Source organism: Variovorax sp. DAIF25 (genome assembly GCF_050711835.1).
Taxonomy (GTDB): Bacteria; Pseudomonadota; Gammaproteobacteria; order Burkholderiales; family Burkholderiaceae_C; genus Variovorax.
Map to the genome: position 1 here is coordinate 7222180 of NZ_CP136636.1, position 14007 is coordinate 7236186.

Annotated in this window: 12 protein-coding genes; 8 read left to right on the top strand and 4 right to left on the bottom strand. The window is 69.6% G+C overall.

All coding sequences use genetic code 11. From position 1 onward, the window contains the following. Nucleotides 1-35 precede the first annotated feature (35 nt). Nucleotides 36-1184, top strand: coding sequence for a septal ring lytic transglycosylase RlpA family protein (locus R0232_RS33435; protein ID WP_431510789.1), 1149 nt, complete (start codon nucleotides 36-38; stop codon nucleotides 1182-1184). Nucleotides 1185-1324: 140 nt separating this feature from the next. Here R0232_RS33435 and R0232_RS33440 read toward each other — a convergent pair whose 3' ends face one another. The 3 genes from R0232_RS33440 to R0232_RS33450 form a co-directional block, all read right to left on the bottom strand. Then, nucleotides 1325-1786, bottom strand: a complete 462-nt coding sequence (locus tag R0232_RS33440) for a carboxymuconolactone decarboxylase family protein (RefSeq protein WP_093351414.1) — start codon at nucleotides 1784-1786, stop codon at nucleotides 1325-1327. A gap of 90 nt (nucleotides 1787-1876) precedes the next feature. After that, the gene (locus R0232_RS33445; RefSeq protein ID WP_431510790.1) at nucleotides 1877-2770 is read right to left on the bottom strand and encodes an RNA polymerase sigma-70 factor; all 894 of its coding nucleotides are present in this window, start codon (nucleotides 2768-2770) and stop codon (nucleotides 1877-1879) included. A gap of 96 nt (nucleotides 2771-2866) precedes the next feature. Then, nucleotides 2867-3724, bottom strand: coding sequence for a hypothetical protein (locus R0232_RS33450; protein ID WP_057597796.1), 858 nt, complete (start codon nucleotides 3722-3724; stop codon nucleotides 2867-2869). 129 nt (nucleotides 3725-3853) lie between these two features. On the opposite strand from R0232_RS33450, the gene R0232_RS33455 reads away from it, so the two are divergent. The 4 genes from R0232_RS33455 (at nucleotide 3854) to R0232_RS33470 (ending at nucleotide 8164) form a co-directional block, all read left to right on the top strand. Further along, nucleotides 3854-4480: a glutathione peroxidase gene (locus R0232_RS33455; protein WP_431510791.1), complete on the top strand. Its 627-nt coding sequence runs from the start codon at nucleotides 3854-3856 to the stop codon at nucleotides 4478-4480. Between the two features lie 326 nt (nucleotides 4481-4806). After that, a complete protein-coding gene (locus R0232_RS33460) occupies nucleotides 4807-6123 on the top strand; it encodes an NAD(P)/FAD-dependent oxidoreductase (RefSeq protein WP_431510792.1) in 1317 nt (438 codons plus the stop codon). After that, nucleotides 6120-6923: a DUF1365 domain-containing protein gene (locus R0232_RS33465; RefSeq protein WP_431510793.1), complete on the top strand. Its 804-nt coding sequence runs from the start codon at nucleotides 6120-6122 to the stop codon at nucleotides 6921-6923. The genes R0232_RS33460 and R0232_RS33465 overlap by 4 nt, the downstream gene beginning before the upstream one ends. Beyond that, a complete protein-coding gene (locus R0232_RS33470; protein WP_431510794.1) occupies nucleotides 6920-8164 on the top strand; it encodes a class I SAM-dependent methyltransferase in 1245 nt (414 codons plus the stop codon). Before R0232_RS33465 ends, R0232_RS33470 begins: the two co-directional genes overlap by 4 nt. A 65-nt stretch (nucleotides 8165-8229) precedes the next feature. On the opposite strand, the gene R0232_RS33475 is transcribed toward R0232_RS33470, so the two are convergent. Continuing rightward, the gene (locus R0232_RS33475) at nucleotides 8230-8841 is read right to left on the bottom strand and encodes a glutathione S-transferase N-terminal domain-containing protein (RefSeq protein ID WP_093351431.1); all 612 of its coding nucleotides are present in this window, start codon (nucleotides 8839-8841) and stop codon (nucleotides 8230-8232) included. Between the two features lie 116 nt (nucleotides 8842-8957). Here R0232_RS33475 and purB point away from each other — a divergent pair, with 116 nt between their 5' ends. The 3 genes from purB to R0232_RS33490 all read left to right on the top strand — a co-directional run bounded on the left by purB (nucleotide 8958) and on the right by R0232_RS33490 (nucleotide 13948). Continuing rightward, on the top strand, nucleotides 8958-10337 hold the full coding sequence (purB, locus tag R0232_RS33480; RefSeq protein ID WP_057593677.1) for an adenylosuccinate lyase: 1380 nt from the start codon (nucleotides 8958-8960) through the stop codon (nucleotides 10335-10337). Nucleotides 10338-10540: 203 nt separating this feature from the next. Next, nucleotides 10541-11674, top strand: coding sequence for a PepSY-associated TM helix domain-containing protein (locus tag R0232_RS33485; RefSeq protein WP_431510795.1), 1134 nt, complete (start codon nucleotides 10541-10543; stop codon nucleotides 11672-11674). A 138-nt stretch (nucleotides 11675-11812) separates the two neighbouring features. Next, nucleotides 11813-13948, top strand: a complete 2136-nt coding sequence (locus tag R0232_RS33490) for a TonB-dependent receptor family protein (protein WP_093351436.1) — start codon at nucleotides 11813-11815, stop codon at nucleotides 13946-13948. Nucleotides 13949-14007: the final 59 nt, after the last annotated feature.

Genomic DNA, 14007 nt, shown 5'->3' on the forward strand with positions numbered 1-14007 from the left:
CCCGCCGACCCAGCGCGGCCTGCGCCGCCTGTGCGGTGGCTGTCGCCGTCCTGCTCGCGGGCTGCGCGAGCGGGCCGCGCAGCGGCGGCGGCGGTGGCCGCGACGGCCCGGGCGCCAGTCCGCCCTCCAACCTCGAGCGCGTGCCCGACGCCGAGCCCCGCATCGAGCCGATCCGCGGCAGCGGCGGCACCAGCAAGCCCTACACCGTGCTCGGCCGCGGCTACACGCCGATCACGGATGACCGGCCCTTCCGCGAATCGGGCCTGGCCTCCTGGTACGGACGCAAGTTCCACGCGGGCTCGACGGCCAGCGGCGAGCCCTACGACATGTACGCGATGACGGCGGCCCACAAGACGCTGCCGCTGCCGAGCTACGTGCGCGTGCGCAACCCGGCCAACGGCCGCGAGGCGATCGTGCGCGTGAACGACCGCGGGCCCTTCGTCGACGGCCGCGTCATCGACCTGAGCTACACGGCCGCGCTCAAGCTCGACCTGCTGCGCGGCGTGGCGCCGGTGGAGATCGAGCGCATCACGAACGAGGACATCCGCACCGGCGCCTGGCGGCGCGGGTCGGACACGATGCTGGCGGCGGCGCCTGTCTACACGGCACCCGCGCCCGCACCCGCACCCGCGGCACCGGTCTACGTGCCGCCGCCGCCGATGCCGGCCCGCGCGGCCGCCGCACCGGTGGCCGTGCCCTCGGCCTGGGTCTCGACGGTGGGAACGAACGCGCCCGAGGCTTCGACGATGCCGGTGGCGCCGCCCGCCGCGGCCGGGCCCGCACCCGGCGCCGACGACGAGGTCGAGCCGCCGCCGGGACCGCGCCCGCCCATGGTGGTGAATGCCCTGCCGCCGCTGGCACCGGCCGCGGCCGCGCCGCCGAGCGGGCCGACGCCCGCGGCGGTGGCCGCCGCCGCCGCGGCCTCGCTGGCCGGGCCCGACACGCCGTCGGCCGGCTTCTGGGTCCAGCTCGGCGCCTTCCGCGAACGCGGCGGCGCCGAGACCCTGCGCGCCCAGGCCGCGCGCGGCCTGCCTGCGCTCGCGCCGCAACTGCGCGTGTTCAGCGAGGCCGGCACGCACCGGCTGCAGGCCGGGCCCTTCGCCTCGCGCGGCGAAGCCGGCGAGGCGGTGTCGCAGGTGCGCGAGAGCCTGCGCATCTCGCCGATGGTGGTCGAGCGGCGCTAGGAGCGTCCGGCCGCCGCGCTCACAAGGTGCGAAGAAACCGTAGCGAGCGCCCCGAGGTCGCGCCGAGGACCGGAGCCGTACCTCGTACGGTGAGGACCGCCGCTGCGATCGGGGCGCGCAGCAGGTTTATTCACCCCTTGTCATTCGAGCGGCTTGACCGGCGCGGGCACGTGCATCGCGACGTTCATGCGGTTCCACGAATTGATCTGCGCCACCGCGACCGTGAGCTCGGCGATCTCGAGGTCGCTGAAGGCGGCCTTCAGCGCCTCGTACTCGGCATCGCGCGCATCGTGGCGGTCGGCCATGCGCGTGAGCGACTCGGCCCAGGCCAGCGCGGCGCGCTCGCGCGCGTCGTAGAAGCTCATCTCGCGCCAGGTCGCGAGGCTGTTGATGCGCTGCCAGCCTTCGCCCTCCTTGCGCAGGTCGCGCACGTGCATGTCGAGGCAGTAGGCGCAGCCGTTGATCTGCGAGACGCGGGCGAACACGAGGTCGACCAGCTTCTTCTCGAGCGTGGTGTCGGCGATGGCGGTGTTGACCGACAGCAGGGCCTCGAAGGCCTTGGGCACGGTCTTGAACCAGTTGAGGCGGGGGGTGGTGTTCATGGCGATGTTCTCCAGTGGTTGACGATGAAATCGGGATACACACTGAAGACGCGCCGGCCCGCCGGCCTGTGACACGAAGTCGGAAAAAAATCAGCGCGCGAAGGCCGCGGCGATGCGCGCGAGCTTGTCGGGATTGCGCTGCGCGCGCACGCGCGCGATGCGGTCGCCGTCGAACTCGAAGGTCTGGGCCGACTCGAGCACGCCGCCGATGAAGCGCAGCAGGCCCGGCTCGCCGTTGAGGTCGACCAGCTCGGTGCGCACGCTGCGTTCCGGCTCGCCGAGCGCGTGGCGCCGCTGCACGGCGAAGTAGAGCTGCGCGATGCGGCGCGCGCCGACCAGCCCGTGCGTGAAGGTCTGGACCTTGCCGCCGCCGTCGCCGACCAGTTCGGCCTCCTCGGTGAAGAAGGCCTCGAGCTCGCGCACGCTGCCCTTGGCCGAGGCCTCGGCGAAACTGCGCAGCAGCCGCATCTGGGTCTCGCGCGACACGCGATAGCGCGGCCGCCCTTCCTGCACCTGGGTCTTGGCGCGGTGCACGAGCTGGCGGCAGGCGGCCTCGCTCTTGCCGAGCATGCGCGCGATCTCGTCGTAGTCGGTGTCGAACACCTCGCGCAGCAGGAAGGCCGCGCGCGCCTCGGGCGCCAGCCGCTCGAGCACGGTCAGGAAGGCCACCGAGACGTCGTCGGCGCGCGCCAGCACTTCCTCGGGCGTGGCCGGCGACTCGGTGAGCATGGGCTCGGGCATCCAGTGGCCGCTGTAGTGCTCGCGCTGCACCTTGGCCGCGCGCAGCCGGTCGATCGACAGCCGGGTCACGACCGTGACCAGCCAGGCCTCGGTGCTGTCGAGCGCCTCGGTGGCGGTTTCGTGCCAGCGCAGCCAGGCGTCCTGCACGACCTCCTCGGCCTCGGCCACGGAACCGAGCATGCGGTAGGCGATGCCCTGCAGGCGCGGGCGGTGGCGGTCGAAGGCGAGAGTGGCGGCGTCCATGAAGGCAAGACGGCTGGCGTTGCCGGTTTGTGACGCGGGGCCTCGAAAAAAAAATCGCCCCGGCGTGCGGGGCGATTTTCTGCTGTCTTTGCTTGCTTACGCGCCCTGGTATTCGGGCTTGGGGCCGAGGCTGGCCGCCAGTTCCTTGCGGTAGCGGTTCAGTTCCTGGACCGTCTTGAAGCTGCGGTTCATCAGCAGGCTCAGGTTGTGCAGGATGCGCTCGCCGACCTTGGTTTCCCAGACGGCGTCGAACTTGATCTGCTTGTCGAGCCAGTGCTCGAGCCAGTCCGGATCGGGCATGCGGCTCTGGATCGTGTCGTTCGGGAACAGCGCCTTGTTCACGTGCAGGTTGGTCGGGTGCAGCGCCTGGGCGGTGCGCCGGGCGCTCGCCATCAGCACGCCGACCTTCGTGAAGGCCGAACGGGCCTCGTCGCCGAACTTCTCGAGCGCGCGCTTCATGTAGCGCAGGTAGGCGCCGCCGTGGCGGGCCTCGTCCTGGCTCAGCGTGGTGTAGATGTGCTTGATGACCGGCTCGGTATGCCACTGGGCGGCACGGCGGTACCAGTGGTTGAGGCGGATCTCGCCGCAGAAATGCAGCATCAGGGTTTCGAGCGGGGGCGCCGGGTCGAAGTCGAAGCGCACCTCGTGCAGCTCGGCCTCGGTGGGGGCGTGCTGGGGGCTGAAGCGCTTCAGGTACTCCATGAGCACCAGCGAGTGCTTCTGCTCCTCGAAGAACCAGATCGACATGAAAGCGGAAAAATCGCTATCGTGGCGGTTGTCGCGCAGGAACATCTCGGTGGCCGGCAGCGCCGCCCACTCCGTGATGGCGTTCATCTTGATGGTTTGCGCCTGCTCTTCGGACAGCAGCGAAGCGTCGAACGACTGCCACGGGATGTCCTTGTCCATGTCCCAGCGGACGGATTCGAGCTGTCTGAAGAGTTCCGGATAGAGCATCTATATCTTTCTAAGGCCGCCGATTTTAAACGGCACGTTTGGCGCATCCATGACAGGCGCGCGATGATGCGAATACGTGCGCCGTCGCGGCACGGATGCGCCCCCCTTTTTGTGAACCAGGAGCCCGCCATGCGAACCCCCACCCCATTGTCGGTCCCGATGCTCCGTACGTCGGCAATGGCCCTGATGGCCGGCCTGTTGACTGCAACAGCACCGGCCTTCGCCCAGCAACCCGCGGCACCGGCCGCCGAACCCCAGGCGGCAGCGGGCTGTCCCGCCATACTGCAACACACCTTCCCGCGGCTGCAGGACGAAAAACCACAGTCCCTGTGCCAGTACTCGGGCAAGGTGGTGCTGGTGGTCAACACGGCCAGCTTCTGCGGCTTCACGCCGCAGTACAAGGGTCTGGAAGCGCTCGACACCAAGTACCGCGGGCGCGGGCTGGTGGTGCTCGGCTTCCCGTCGAACGATTTCGCCCAGGAATCGGCCTCGAACAAGGAGATCGCCGACTTCTGCGAAAGCACCTTCGGCGTGAAATTCCCGATGTTCGGCAAGTCCTCGGTGCGCGGCTCGGACGCCAACCCGCTGTTCAAGCAGCTGGCCCAGGCCTCGGGCACGACGCCGAAATGGAACTTCTACAAGTACCTGATCGGCCGCGACGGCAAGGTGGTGCAGGCCTGGTCGAGCATGACGGCGCCCGATGAGAACGCCTTCATCGCGATCATCGAGAAGCAGTTGGCGGCCAATCCGGGCTGATGCCGGCAGGTTCGCACCAGCGATCGAATTCGAAACTGATCAGTTCACACGAAGACGTATCGGTAATATTATTTACCGATGCGTCAATCAGATTGTGAACGGATCGTCACAAATGCTTACCACTGCGGTGGGAACCGTGCGGCAAAGTCCTCGCTCATAACTCGCGTGGGCAGTGAATGCCCCACGGTTTTCATGTTGCGAGGTCTTCCGGGCGCTTGCCGTCTGGTCGAAATCCCGAGGCGATTCTTCTCCTCCTCCCTCCCTCCCTCCTTCGCGTCGGGGCGCCTCGCAGCATTTTTGTCTTCCAGCCAACCCGGGGCGGTGCCATGAGGCCGCCGGCCCGGGTCGCCATCGTCGGCGCCGGCATCTCGGGACTGGCCGCAGCCCACGCGCTGCACGATTCGGCCCGCATCACCCTCTTCGAAGCCAGTGACTACTTCGGTGGCCACGCCCACACGGCCACGGTCTCGCTGCCGACATCGCCCGGTTCGGGCGAACGCGTCGCGCACGGCGTCGACACGGGTTTCCTGGTCTACAACGACCGCACCTACCCCGAGTTGATCCGCCTGTTCGCCGACCTGGGCGTGGCGACCGCCGACTCGGACATGTCGTTCTCGGTCCAGGCCACGCGGCCCGGCGGCGGCCGGCTCGAGTGGAGCGGCAGCAGCCTCGCGACCGTGTTCGCGCAGCGCCGCAACCTCGTCGATCCGCGCTTCCTGGGCATGCTGGCCGACCTGATGCGCTTCAACCGGCTGACCACGCGCATCGCGCTCGCCGGCACCGAGGGCGAACTGGCGCAGCCGCTCGGCGAGTTCCTCGATGCGCACCGCTTCGGCCCGGCCTTCCGCGACTGGTATTTCCTGCCGATGATGGCCTGCATCTGGAGCTGCCCGACCGCGCAGATGCTGGCCTTCCCGGTCGCGACCATGATCCGCTTCTGCCACAACCACGGCCTGATCCAGATCGCCAACCGGCCGCAGTGGCGCACCGTGCGCGGCGGCTCGCAACGCTACGTCGAGAAGATCGTCGCGGGCCTGTCCGATGCGCGCCTGAACACGCCGGTGCGGCGCATCGAACGCAACGCCGACGGCGTGCGGATCGCCACCGACGCCGGCACCGAGGCCTTCGACCACCTGGTGCTCGCCACCCATTCCGACCAGGCCCTGGCGCTGCTGGCCGAGCCCAGCCCCGACGAGGCCGCGGTGCTCGGCGCCATCCGCTACCAGCCGAATCACGCGGTGCTGCACACCGACGCCTCGGTGCTGCCCGAGCGGTCTTCCGCCTGGGCCGCCTGGAACTACCAGCGCGCGGACGGCGCGCGGGAATCGGGCGGCGTCTGCCTGCACTACCTGCTCAACAAGCTGCAGCCGCTGCCCTGGTCGCAACCGGTGATCGTTTCGCTGAATCCGGTTCGCGAGATCGCGCGTAGTGAGGTCATGGCCGAATACGACTACGCCCACCCGGTGCTCGATCTCGAAGCGATCGATGCCCAGTCGCGGGTGCCCGCGCTGCAGGGACAGCGCCGCACCTGGTTCGCGGGCGCCTGGATGGGCTACGGCTTCCACGAGGACGGCCTGAAGGCAGGCCTGGCCGCGGCCCGCGGCCTGCAGGCGCAGCTGGCGACCGGGAAAGCCGCCCCATGACCACGGCGGGGCCGTTGCCGCTGATCGGCTTCGGCGAGGTCCGGCATGCACGGCTGCGCCCGGCCCGCAACGCCTTCGCCTACGCCACCTTCTTTCTCATGCTGCCGATGCGCGCCCTGCGCCGCGACGGCAGCCCGGCGCTCGCGTTCAACCGCCGCGGCGCGCTGTCCTTCCACGACGTCGACCATGGCGACGGCCGCGCGCCCGATGCCGGCGGCGCGCTCGCCTGGCTCGACGAACTGCTGGCCGCCCACGGCATCGACGACGCCGACGGCGAGGCCTGGCTGCACTGCTACCCACGGGTGTTCGGCTACACCTTCAAGCCTGTCAGCTTCTGGTACTGCCACGACCGCGCGGGTGCGCTGCGCGCGATCGTGGTCGAGGTCAACAACACCTTCGGCGAACGCCACTGCTACCTGCTCGACCGGCCGGCCTTCGGCCCCGAGCTGCGCGCGACCAAGGCCTTCCACGTCTCGCCGTTCTGCCGCATCGACGGCAGCTACCGCTTCCGCTTCTTCACCGACGCCGAACGCACGCGCACCCTGGTGCGCATCGACCACGACGACGCCGACGGCCCGCTGCTGCAGACCAGCGTCGGTGGCGAACTCCAGGCGCTCGACGCGGCCAGCCTGCGGCGCGCGCTCTGGCGCTACCCCGCCATGACGCTGGGCCTGATCGCCCGCATCCACTGGCAGGCCGCGCGGCTGTGGCTCAAGCGCGTGCCCTTCGTCCACAAGCCGGCCCCGCCGCTTCATTCCGTGTCGCGCGGCGAGCCGCGCCAGCCGCAGGCGAATCCATGACCCCGACGACGACCACTGCCGACTCGCCCGCCTCGGGCTTCCACCTGCCGCAGGACGCGCCGCGCGCGGCCCGCAGCGTGCTGCGCCTGCTGCAGCGCCTGGCGCACGGCTCGCTGACCGTGCGACTGCCCGACGATTCGGTGCGGCACTTCGGCGCCGCGCCGGGCGAGGGCCCGACCGCCTCGCTCACGCTGCGCAACTGGACCGTCTGCAGCGCCGCGCTGAAGTCGGGCGACATCGGTTTCGCCGAGAGCTACATCGCGGGCGACTGGACCACGCCGAACCTGGTCGAGCTGCTGCGCGTGTTCGTGGCGAACCGGCGCGCGATCGAGAACGTGTTCTACGGCAGCTGGACCGGCCGCCTGCTCTACCGCCTGCGCCACCTGCTGCTGAACCGCAACAGCAAGACCGGCAGCGCACGCAACATCCAGGCGCATTACGACCTGGGCAATGCCTTCTACGAACTCTGGCTCGACGAGACGATGAACTACTCGTCGGCCTGGTTCGAGGGCGACCTGACGCGGCCGATGCCCGAGGCGCAGCACGCCAAGGTGCGGCGCGCGCTCGCCATGGCGGGCGTGCGGCCCGGCGACCGGGTGCTCGAGATCGGCTGCGGCTGGGGCGCGCTGGCCGAGAAGGCCGCGACCGAATTCGGCGCCGCCGTCACCGGCGTGACGCTCTCGCACGAGCAGCTCGCCCACGCGCGCCAGCGCACCGAGGGCCTGCCGGTCGACCTGCGGCTGCAGGACTATCGCGACATCGGCCGGACCACCGGCGACGCGCCCTTCGATGCGATCTGCTCGATCGAGATGGTGGAGGCCGTGGGCCGCGAATACTGGCCGACCTACTTCGCGAGCGTGAGCCGGCTGCTCAAGCCGGGCGGGCGCGCCTGCATCCAGAGCATCGTTATCGACGACGGGCTGTTCGAGCGCTACGTGGACGCCACCGACTTCATCCAGCAGTACATCTTCCCGGGCGGCTGCCTGCCCTGCCCGCGCGAGTTCCGGCGCGCCGCCGAGGCCGCGGGCCTCGAGGTGGTCGACGAATTCGCCTTCGGCGCCGACTACGCCGAGACCCTGCGGCGCTGGCGCGAGCGCTTCCTGGCGCAGCGCGCCCAGGTGCTGCAGCTCGGTTTCGACGAGCGCTTCATGCGGATCTGGGAGTTCTACCTGGCCTACTGCGAGGCCGCCTTCGCCGAGCGCAGCATCGACGTGGTGCAGTACACGCTGCGCAAGCCCTGAGGCCGGGCCGACGGCAAAAAAGCGCCTTTCGGCGCTTTTTTCATGGGCGAAAGCCGTTCAGCGGCTCAGGGCTGGGTGTCGATGAAGCTCGGGCGCTGCATCAGCTTGTCGTAGAGCTTCGCGAGGTTCGCGTGCTCGGCGCGCCACTCGATCTCGGGGAAGCGCAGGTTCAGCCAGCCCAGGGTGCAGCCCACCGCGATGTCCGACAGGCTCAGGTGGATGCCGCTGCAGAAGGGCTTGTCGCCCAGGCCCTTGGCCATGGCGGCCACGCCGGCCTCGACCTTGGCGCGCTGGCGGTCGATCCAGGCCTCGCTGCGCTCGCCGTCGGCGCGGCCGGACCAGGTGCGCTCCAGGCGCCAGAGCACGCCGGCGTCCATCACGCCGTCGGCCAGGGCCTCCCAGGTCTTGACCTCGGCGCGCTCGCGGCTCTGCTGGGGAATCAGCTTGCCGACCGGCGACAGGGTGTCGATGTATTCGACGATCACGCGCGAGTCGAACATCGCCTCGCCGCCTTCCATGATCAGGCACGGCACCTTGCCCAGGGGGTTCGAATTGGCGATGGTCGTGTCGGGCGACCAGACGTCCTCGATCACGAACTGGTAGTCGAGCCGCTTCTCGGCCAGCACCACGCGCACCTTGCGCACATAGGGACTGGCGGCGGATCCGATCAGTTTCATGAAGGCTCTCTCCCTCGACATTGATAACGTTTGTTCATAATCATTTTAGGGGAACGCCAAAGCCCGGCTTTCGGTGTACCGGGTTCGTCCCCGGGCGGCCCGCCTAAAATTCGGGCATGAGCTTCTCCACCGTCTCCGCCCTTTCCCCCCTGGACGGCCGTTACGCGGCCAAACTCGCGGCCCTGCGCCCCCTGATGAGCGAGCAGGGCTACATGCACCGGCGCGTGCAGGTCGAAGTGGCGTGGTTCATCGCGCTGTCGGACTGCGGCTTCGCCGAATTCAAGCCCCTGACCGGCGGCGCCCGCAAGTACCTGATGGGCCTGGTCTCGCACTTCTCCGAGGCCGACGCGCTGGCCATCAAGGAGATCGAGAAGACCACCAACCACGACGTGAAGGCGGTCGAATACTGGATCAAGTCCAAGTTCGAGGCCCGCCCCGAGCTGCTGGCCGCGGCCGAGTTCGTGCACTTCGCCTGCACCAGCGAGGACATCAACAACACCAGCCACGCCCTGCAGATCCAGGCCTCGCGCGACACCGTGCTGCTGCCCGCGATCGACGGCCTGATCGCCAAGCTGCGCGAGATGGCGCACCAGTTCGCCGACGTGTCGATGCTCTCGCGCACCCACGGCCAGACCGCCAGCCCGACCACGGTCGGCAAGGAGATCGCCAACGTGGCGGTGCGGCTGTCGAAGGCGCGCGCGCAGATCGCCTCGGTGCAGCTCCTGGGCAAGATGAACGGCGCGGTCGGCAACTACAACGCCCACCTCGCGGCCTGGCCCGACTTCGACTGGGAGGCTTTCAGCCGCAAGGTCGTCGAAACCCCGGCGCCGCTGGGCCTGGGCCTGAGCTTCCAGCCCTACAGCATCCAGATCGAGCCCCACGACTACATGGCCGAGCTGTTCGATGCCGTGGCGCGCGCCAACACCATCCTGGTCGACTTCTCGCGCGACGTCTGGGGCTACGTGAGCCTGGGCTACTTCAAGCAGCGGCTCAAGAAGGGCGAGATCGGCTCCTCGACCATGCCGCACAAGGTCAACCCGATCGACTTCGAGAACGCCGAGGGCAACCTGGGCCTGGCCAACGCACTGCTGCGCCACCTGAGCGAGAAGCTGCCGATCAGCCGCTGGCAGCGCGACCTGACCGACAGCACGGTGCTGCGCAACATCGGCGTGGCCTTCGGCTACGCGACCCTGGCCTATGCGAGCCTGGCCACCGGCCTGGGCAAGCTCGAGCTCAACCGCGACGCGCTCGCGGCCGACCTCGACGCCTCGTGGGAAGTGCTGGCCGAGCCGATCCAGACCGTGATGCGCCGCTTCGGCGTGCAGGGCGCCTACGAGCAGCTCAAGGAAGTGACGCGCGGCCAGACCGTGACGGCCGAGGCGCTGCATGGCCTGATCCGTTCGCTCGCGATTCCCGAAGAGGAAAAAGCCCGCCTGCTGGCCATGACACCGGCCAGCTACGTGGGCAAGGCGGCCGAACTCGCCGGTAGAATCTGACGCCCTGTGCATCGATGCACCAACCTCTTTTCTAAGCGGTTGGTTCGCTCGCTGAGGCCGCCTGAAGCCGTCCGAGGGCGGCCGATTCGTTTCGATCGCCCTTTCCGGTTTCCTTCCAATTTCCTAGCCAACGCACGCCGCATGCCGGCCGTGCGCCAGCCAGCAACACTTCCGTGCGGGACGCCTCGGCGTCCCCGTTGTCCATGCTGCGCGCTTCCCTGCGACGTCTCTGGCTCAAGATCCACCGCTGGGTCGGCCTCACGCTCGGCCCGATCCTCGCCGTCACCGCCCTGCTCGGCGCGGCACTGGTCGTGGGCCAACCGCTCGACCGCCAGGCCCATCCTGAACTCTTCGTCGCGCGCACGGCCGGCGACGCCACCGCGACGCGGCTGCCGCTGGAACCGCTGCGCCAGCGCCTGCTGGCCGAGTTCGGCCCCGACACCAACCTGACCCTGCGCCCGCCGCGCCAGCCCGGCGACAGCTATTGGGTGCTGGTGCGCGGCAGCTGGGACGGCACGGTCTACCTCGACCCCTTCACCGGTGCCGAACAGGGCCGGCGCGGCACCCAGGAAGGTGCCTACAACCTGATCTACAAGATCCACAACAGCCTGCTGCTCGACAGCACCGGCAAGGGCATCCTGGCCTTCGTCGCGCTGTCCTACCTGGTGCTGCTGGTGACGGGCCTGGTGCTGTGGTGGCCGACGCGCTGGCCGCCCTCGCTGCGCATCGTGCTGAACCGCGGCCTGCTGCGCGGGCTGTTCGACCTGCACCGCACGGGCGGCGCGGTGCTCGGCCTGCTGATCGCGGTGTCGGTCGCCACGGGCGCCTACATGGCCTGGCGACCGCTGGGCGATTTCATCTCCGCCGCCATGGGGCAGAAGCCGGTCAAGCCGCCGACGATCGCCAAGGGCTCGGCGCACGGCCCGCGCCTGCCGCTGGACGAGCTCGTGGCGCGCGCGCAGCAGGTCCATCCGGGCCAGCCGATCGGCTACGTGGCGGTGCCCGGCAAGGCCGACCGGCCCGTGCGCGTTCGCTTCAAGCTGCCCGACGACCCGCATCCCAACGGCATCAGCTCGGCCTGGCTCCACCCGGTCACGGGCGAGGTGCTGGCCGCGCGCAAGTGGCAGGAGCTCGATGCCGGCAACGGCTCGGTGGCGGTGATCTTCCCGCTGCACACCGGCGAGCTCGGCGGCGTGGTCCACGAGATCGTGACCGCGCTGCTGGGCCTCGCGCTCGGTGGCCTGGGCTTCAGCGGCATCTGGCTCTGGTGGCGGCGCCGCCGCACGGCCGCCGAGGCGGCCAGGCGCAGCGCCGCGGTCGCGCGCCCCTCGTCCTGAGCCCCACGCCAGGCGATTCGACGACGGCGCGACGACGCCGGCCTGCCCGAACGACGCGCCCCACGCCCGCCCGTTCCTTCTTCAATTTCAAAAACCCGAGGAGTTCCCGTGTCCCCCTTCCAACGCACCGCCATCGCGATGGCCCTGCTTCCCCTGAGCCTGCCCGGCTTCGCCGCCGAGGGCGATGCGCCCGCGGGCGCCGACGGCAAGGCGCTCGAGGCCATCACCGTCACCGGTGACTGGCTCGGCAGCCCGACCGAGAAGAAGGTCGTCGAGCATCCCGGCGCGCGGACCATCGTCGAGCAGCGCCAGATCCGCGAGAGCGGCTCGTCGAGCGTGCGCGACGTGCTGCGCCAGATCCCCGGCGTGCAGGTACAGGAGAGCAACGGCACCGGCGGCAGCGACATCTCGCTGAACGTCGGCGTGCGCGGCCTGACCTCGCGCCTGTCGCCGCGCTCCACCATCCTGATGGACGGCGTGCCGCTGGCCTACGCGCCCTACGGCCAGCCGCAGCTGTCGCTGGCGCCGCTGTCGCTGGGCAACATCGAGACCGTGGACGTGGTGCGCGGCGCGGGCTCGGTGCGCTTCGGACCGCAGAACGTGGGCGGCATCATCAACTTCGTGACGCGCTCGATCCCCGAGAAGTTCGCCGCCGAGGCCAGCATCGGCGTGGAGAGCGCGGGCCATGGCGGCGGCACCAAGTCGACGCCCAGCGTGTTCGTCGGCGGCACCAACGACAAGGGCCTGGGCCTGGCGCTGCTGTACTCGGGCACGCACGGCGAAGGCTTCCGCCAGAGCAACGACAAGACGAACATCGACGACGTGATGCTCAAGGGCAGCTACCGTTTCTCGAAGACCGACGACATCGCGGTGGCGCTGCACCACTTCGAAGGCCAGGGCCGCATGCCGGGCGGCCTGACGACGGCGCAGTACGCGCTGAACCCGTTCCAGTCGGACCGTCCCTTCGACGAGTTCACCGGACGGCGCACCGACGGCTCGCTGCGCTACACGCACAACGACGGCATCAACAAGTTCGAGCTGCTGACCTACTACACCGACTCGTTCCGCGGCAGCCACCTCGAGCAGGAAGGCACGGGCAGCAGCGCCAACCAGCGCCGCCTGACCGCCGCGCCACGCGAGTACCACACCTTCGCGATCGAGCCGCGCTACTCGCGCCTGATCGACTCGGGCAGCGTGGTGCAGGAAGTCAGCGTGGGCTACCGCTACCTCAAGGAGGCCAGCTCCGAGGTGGCCACGCGCAGCAGCTACTACCGCCCGCGCCTCGGCTTCGACGCCAGCACGCTGGCCCAGCCGGCCTACCAGACCAGCGCCGGCGGCACCACCGCCAACGCCTTCTACATCGACGACCGCATCGACTTCGGCAACTGGACCGTGACGCCCGGCGTGCGCTACGAGGCGATCCGCTCGCACAACGACGTGGTGGGCCTGACCAACGGCCGCATCACCAGCGTGATCGCGCCGAAGATCGATTCCAACGAATGGCTGCCGACCGTGTCGGTGATGTACCGCATGAACGAGCGCTGGTCGCTGTTCGCGAACGCCGGCGTGTCCTTCGGGCCGCAGCAGTACGCGCAGCTCGCCCAGTCCACCGATGGCCTGCATCCCGAGAAGGCGAAGACCTATGAGATCGGCACGCACTACAAGGGCGAGGCCTGGAGCTCGGAGCTCACGCTGTTCAACATCAACTTCGACAAGGAACTGCAGCTCGCTCGCTCGATCACCGGCGACGTCGGCCAGTGGACCGACCTGGGCGCCACGCGCCACCGCGGCCTGGAGTCGGCGCTGCGCTACGAGCTCGGCGACCTGAGCCCGGCCCTCAAGGGGCTGTCGGTGTCGGCGACCTACACCTACACGCAGGCGATCCAGAAGGCCGGCGCCTTCGCGGGCCGCGACCTGCCGTTCTACTCGCGCCAGGTGGCCACGCTGGGCGCGCGCTACGAGCGCGGCCCGTGGACCTTCAACGCCGATGTGTACGCGCAGTCGAAGCAGCGCTCGCCGGGCTCGCCCGACACCAATGCGCGCTACGTCACGCTCGAGGACAGCACCGGCCGCCTGGGCAACATCCCCGGCTACGCGGTGATGAACGTGCGCGCGGGCTACGACTTCGGCCCGACGATGCGCAACCTCAAGCTGGCCGTGGGCGTGAAGAACCTGTTCGACCGCCGCTACTTCAACCGCTCGGTGGACAACAACGGCGGCAAGTACGTGGGCCAGCCGCGCACCGTGTACCTGCAGGCCTCGGTCGCCTACTGATCGGCCGGCGGGCATCTCCCGGGGCCGGCGCCGGCCCGGGAGCGCGCGCATACACTCGC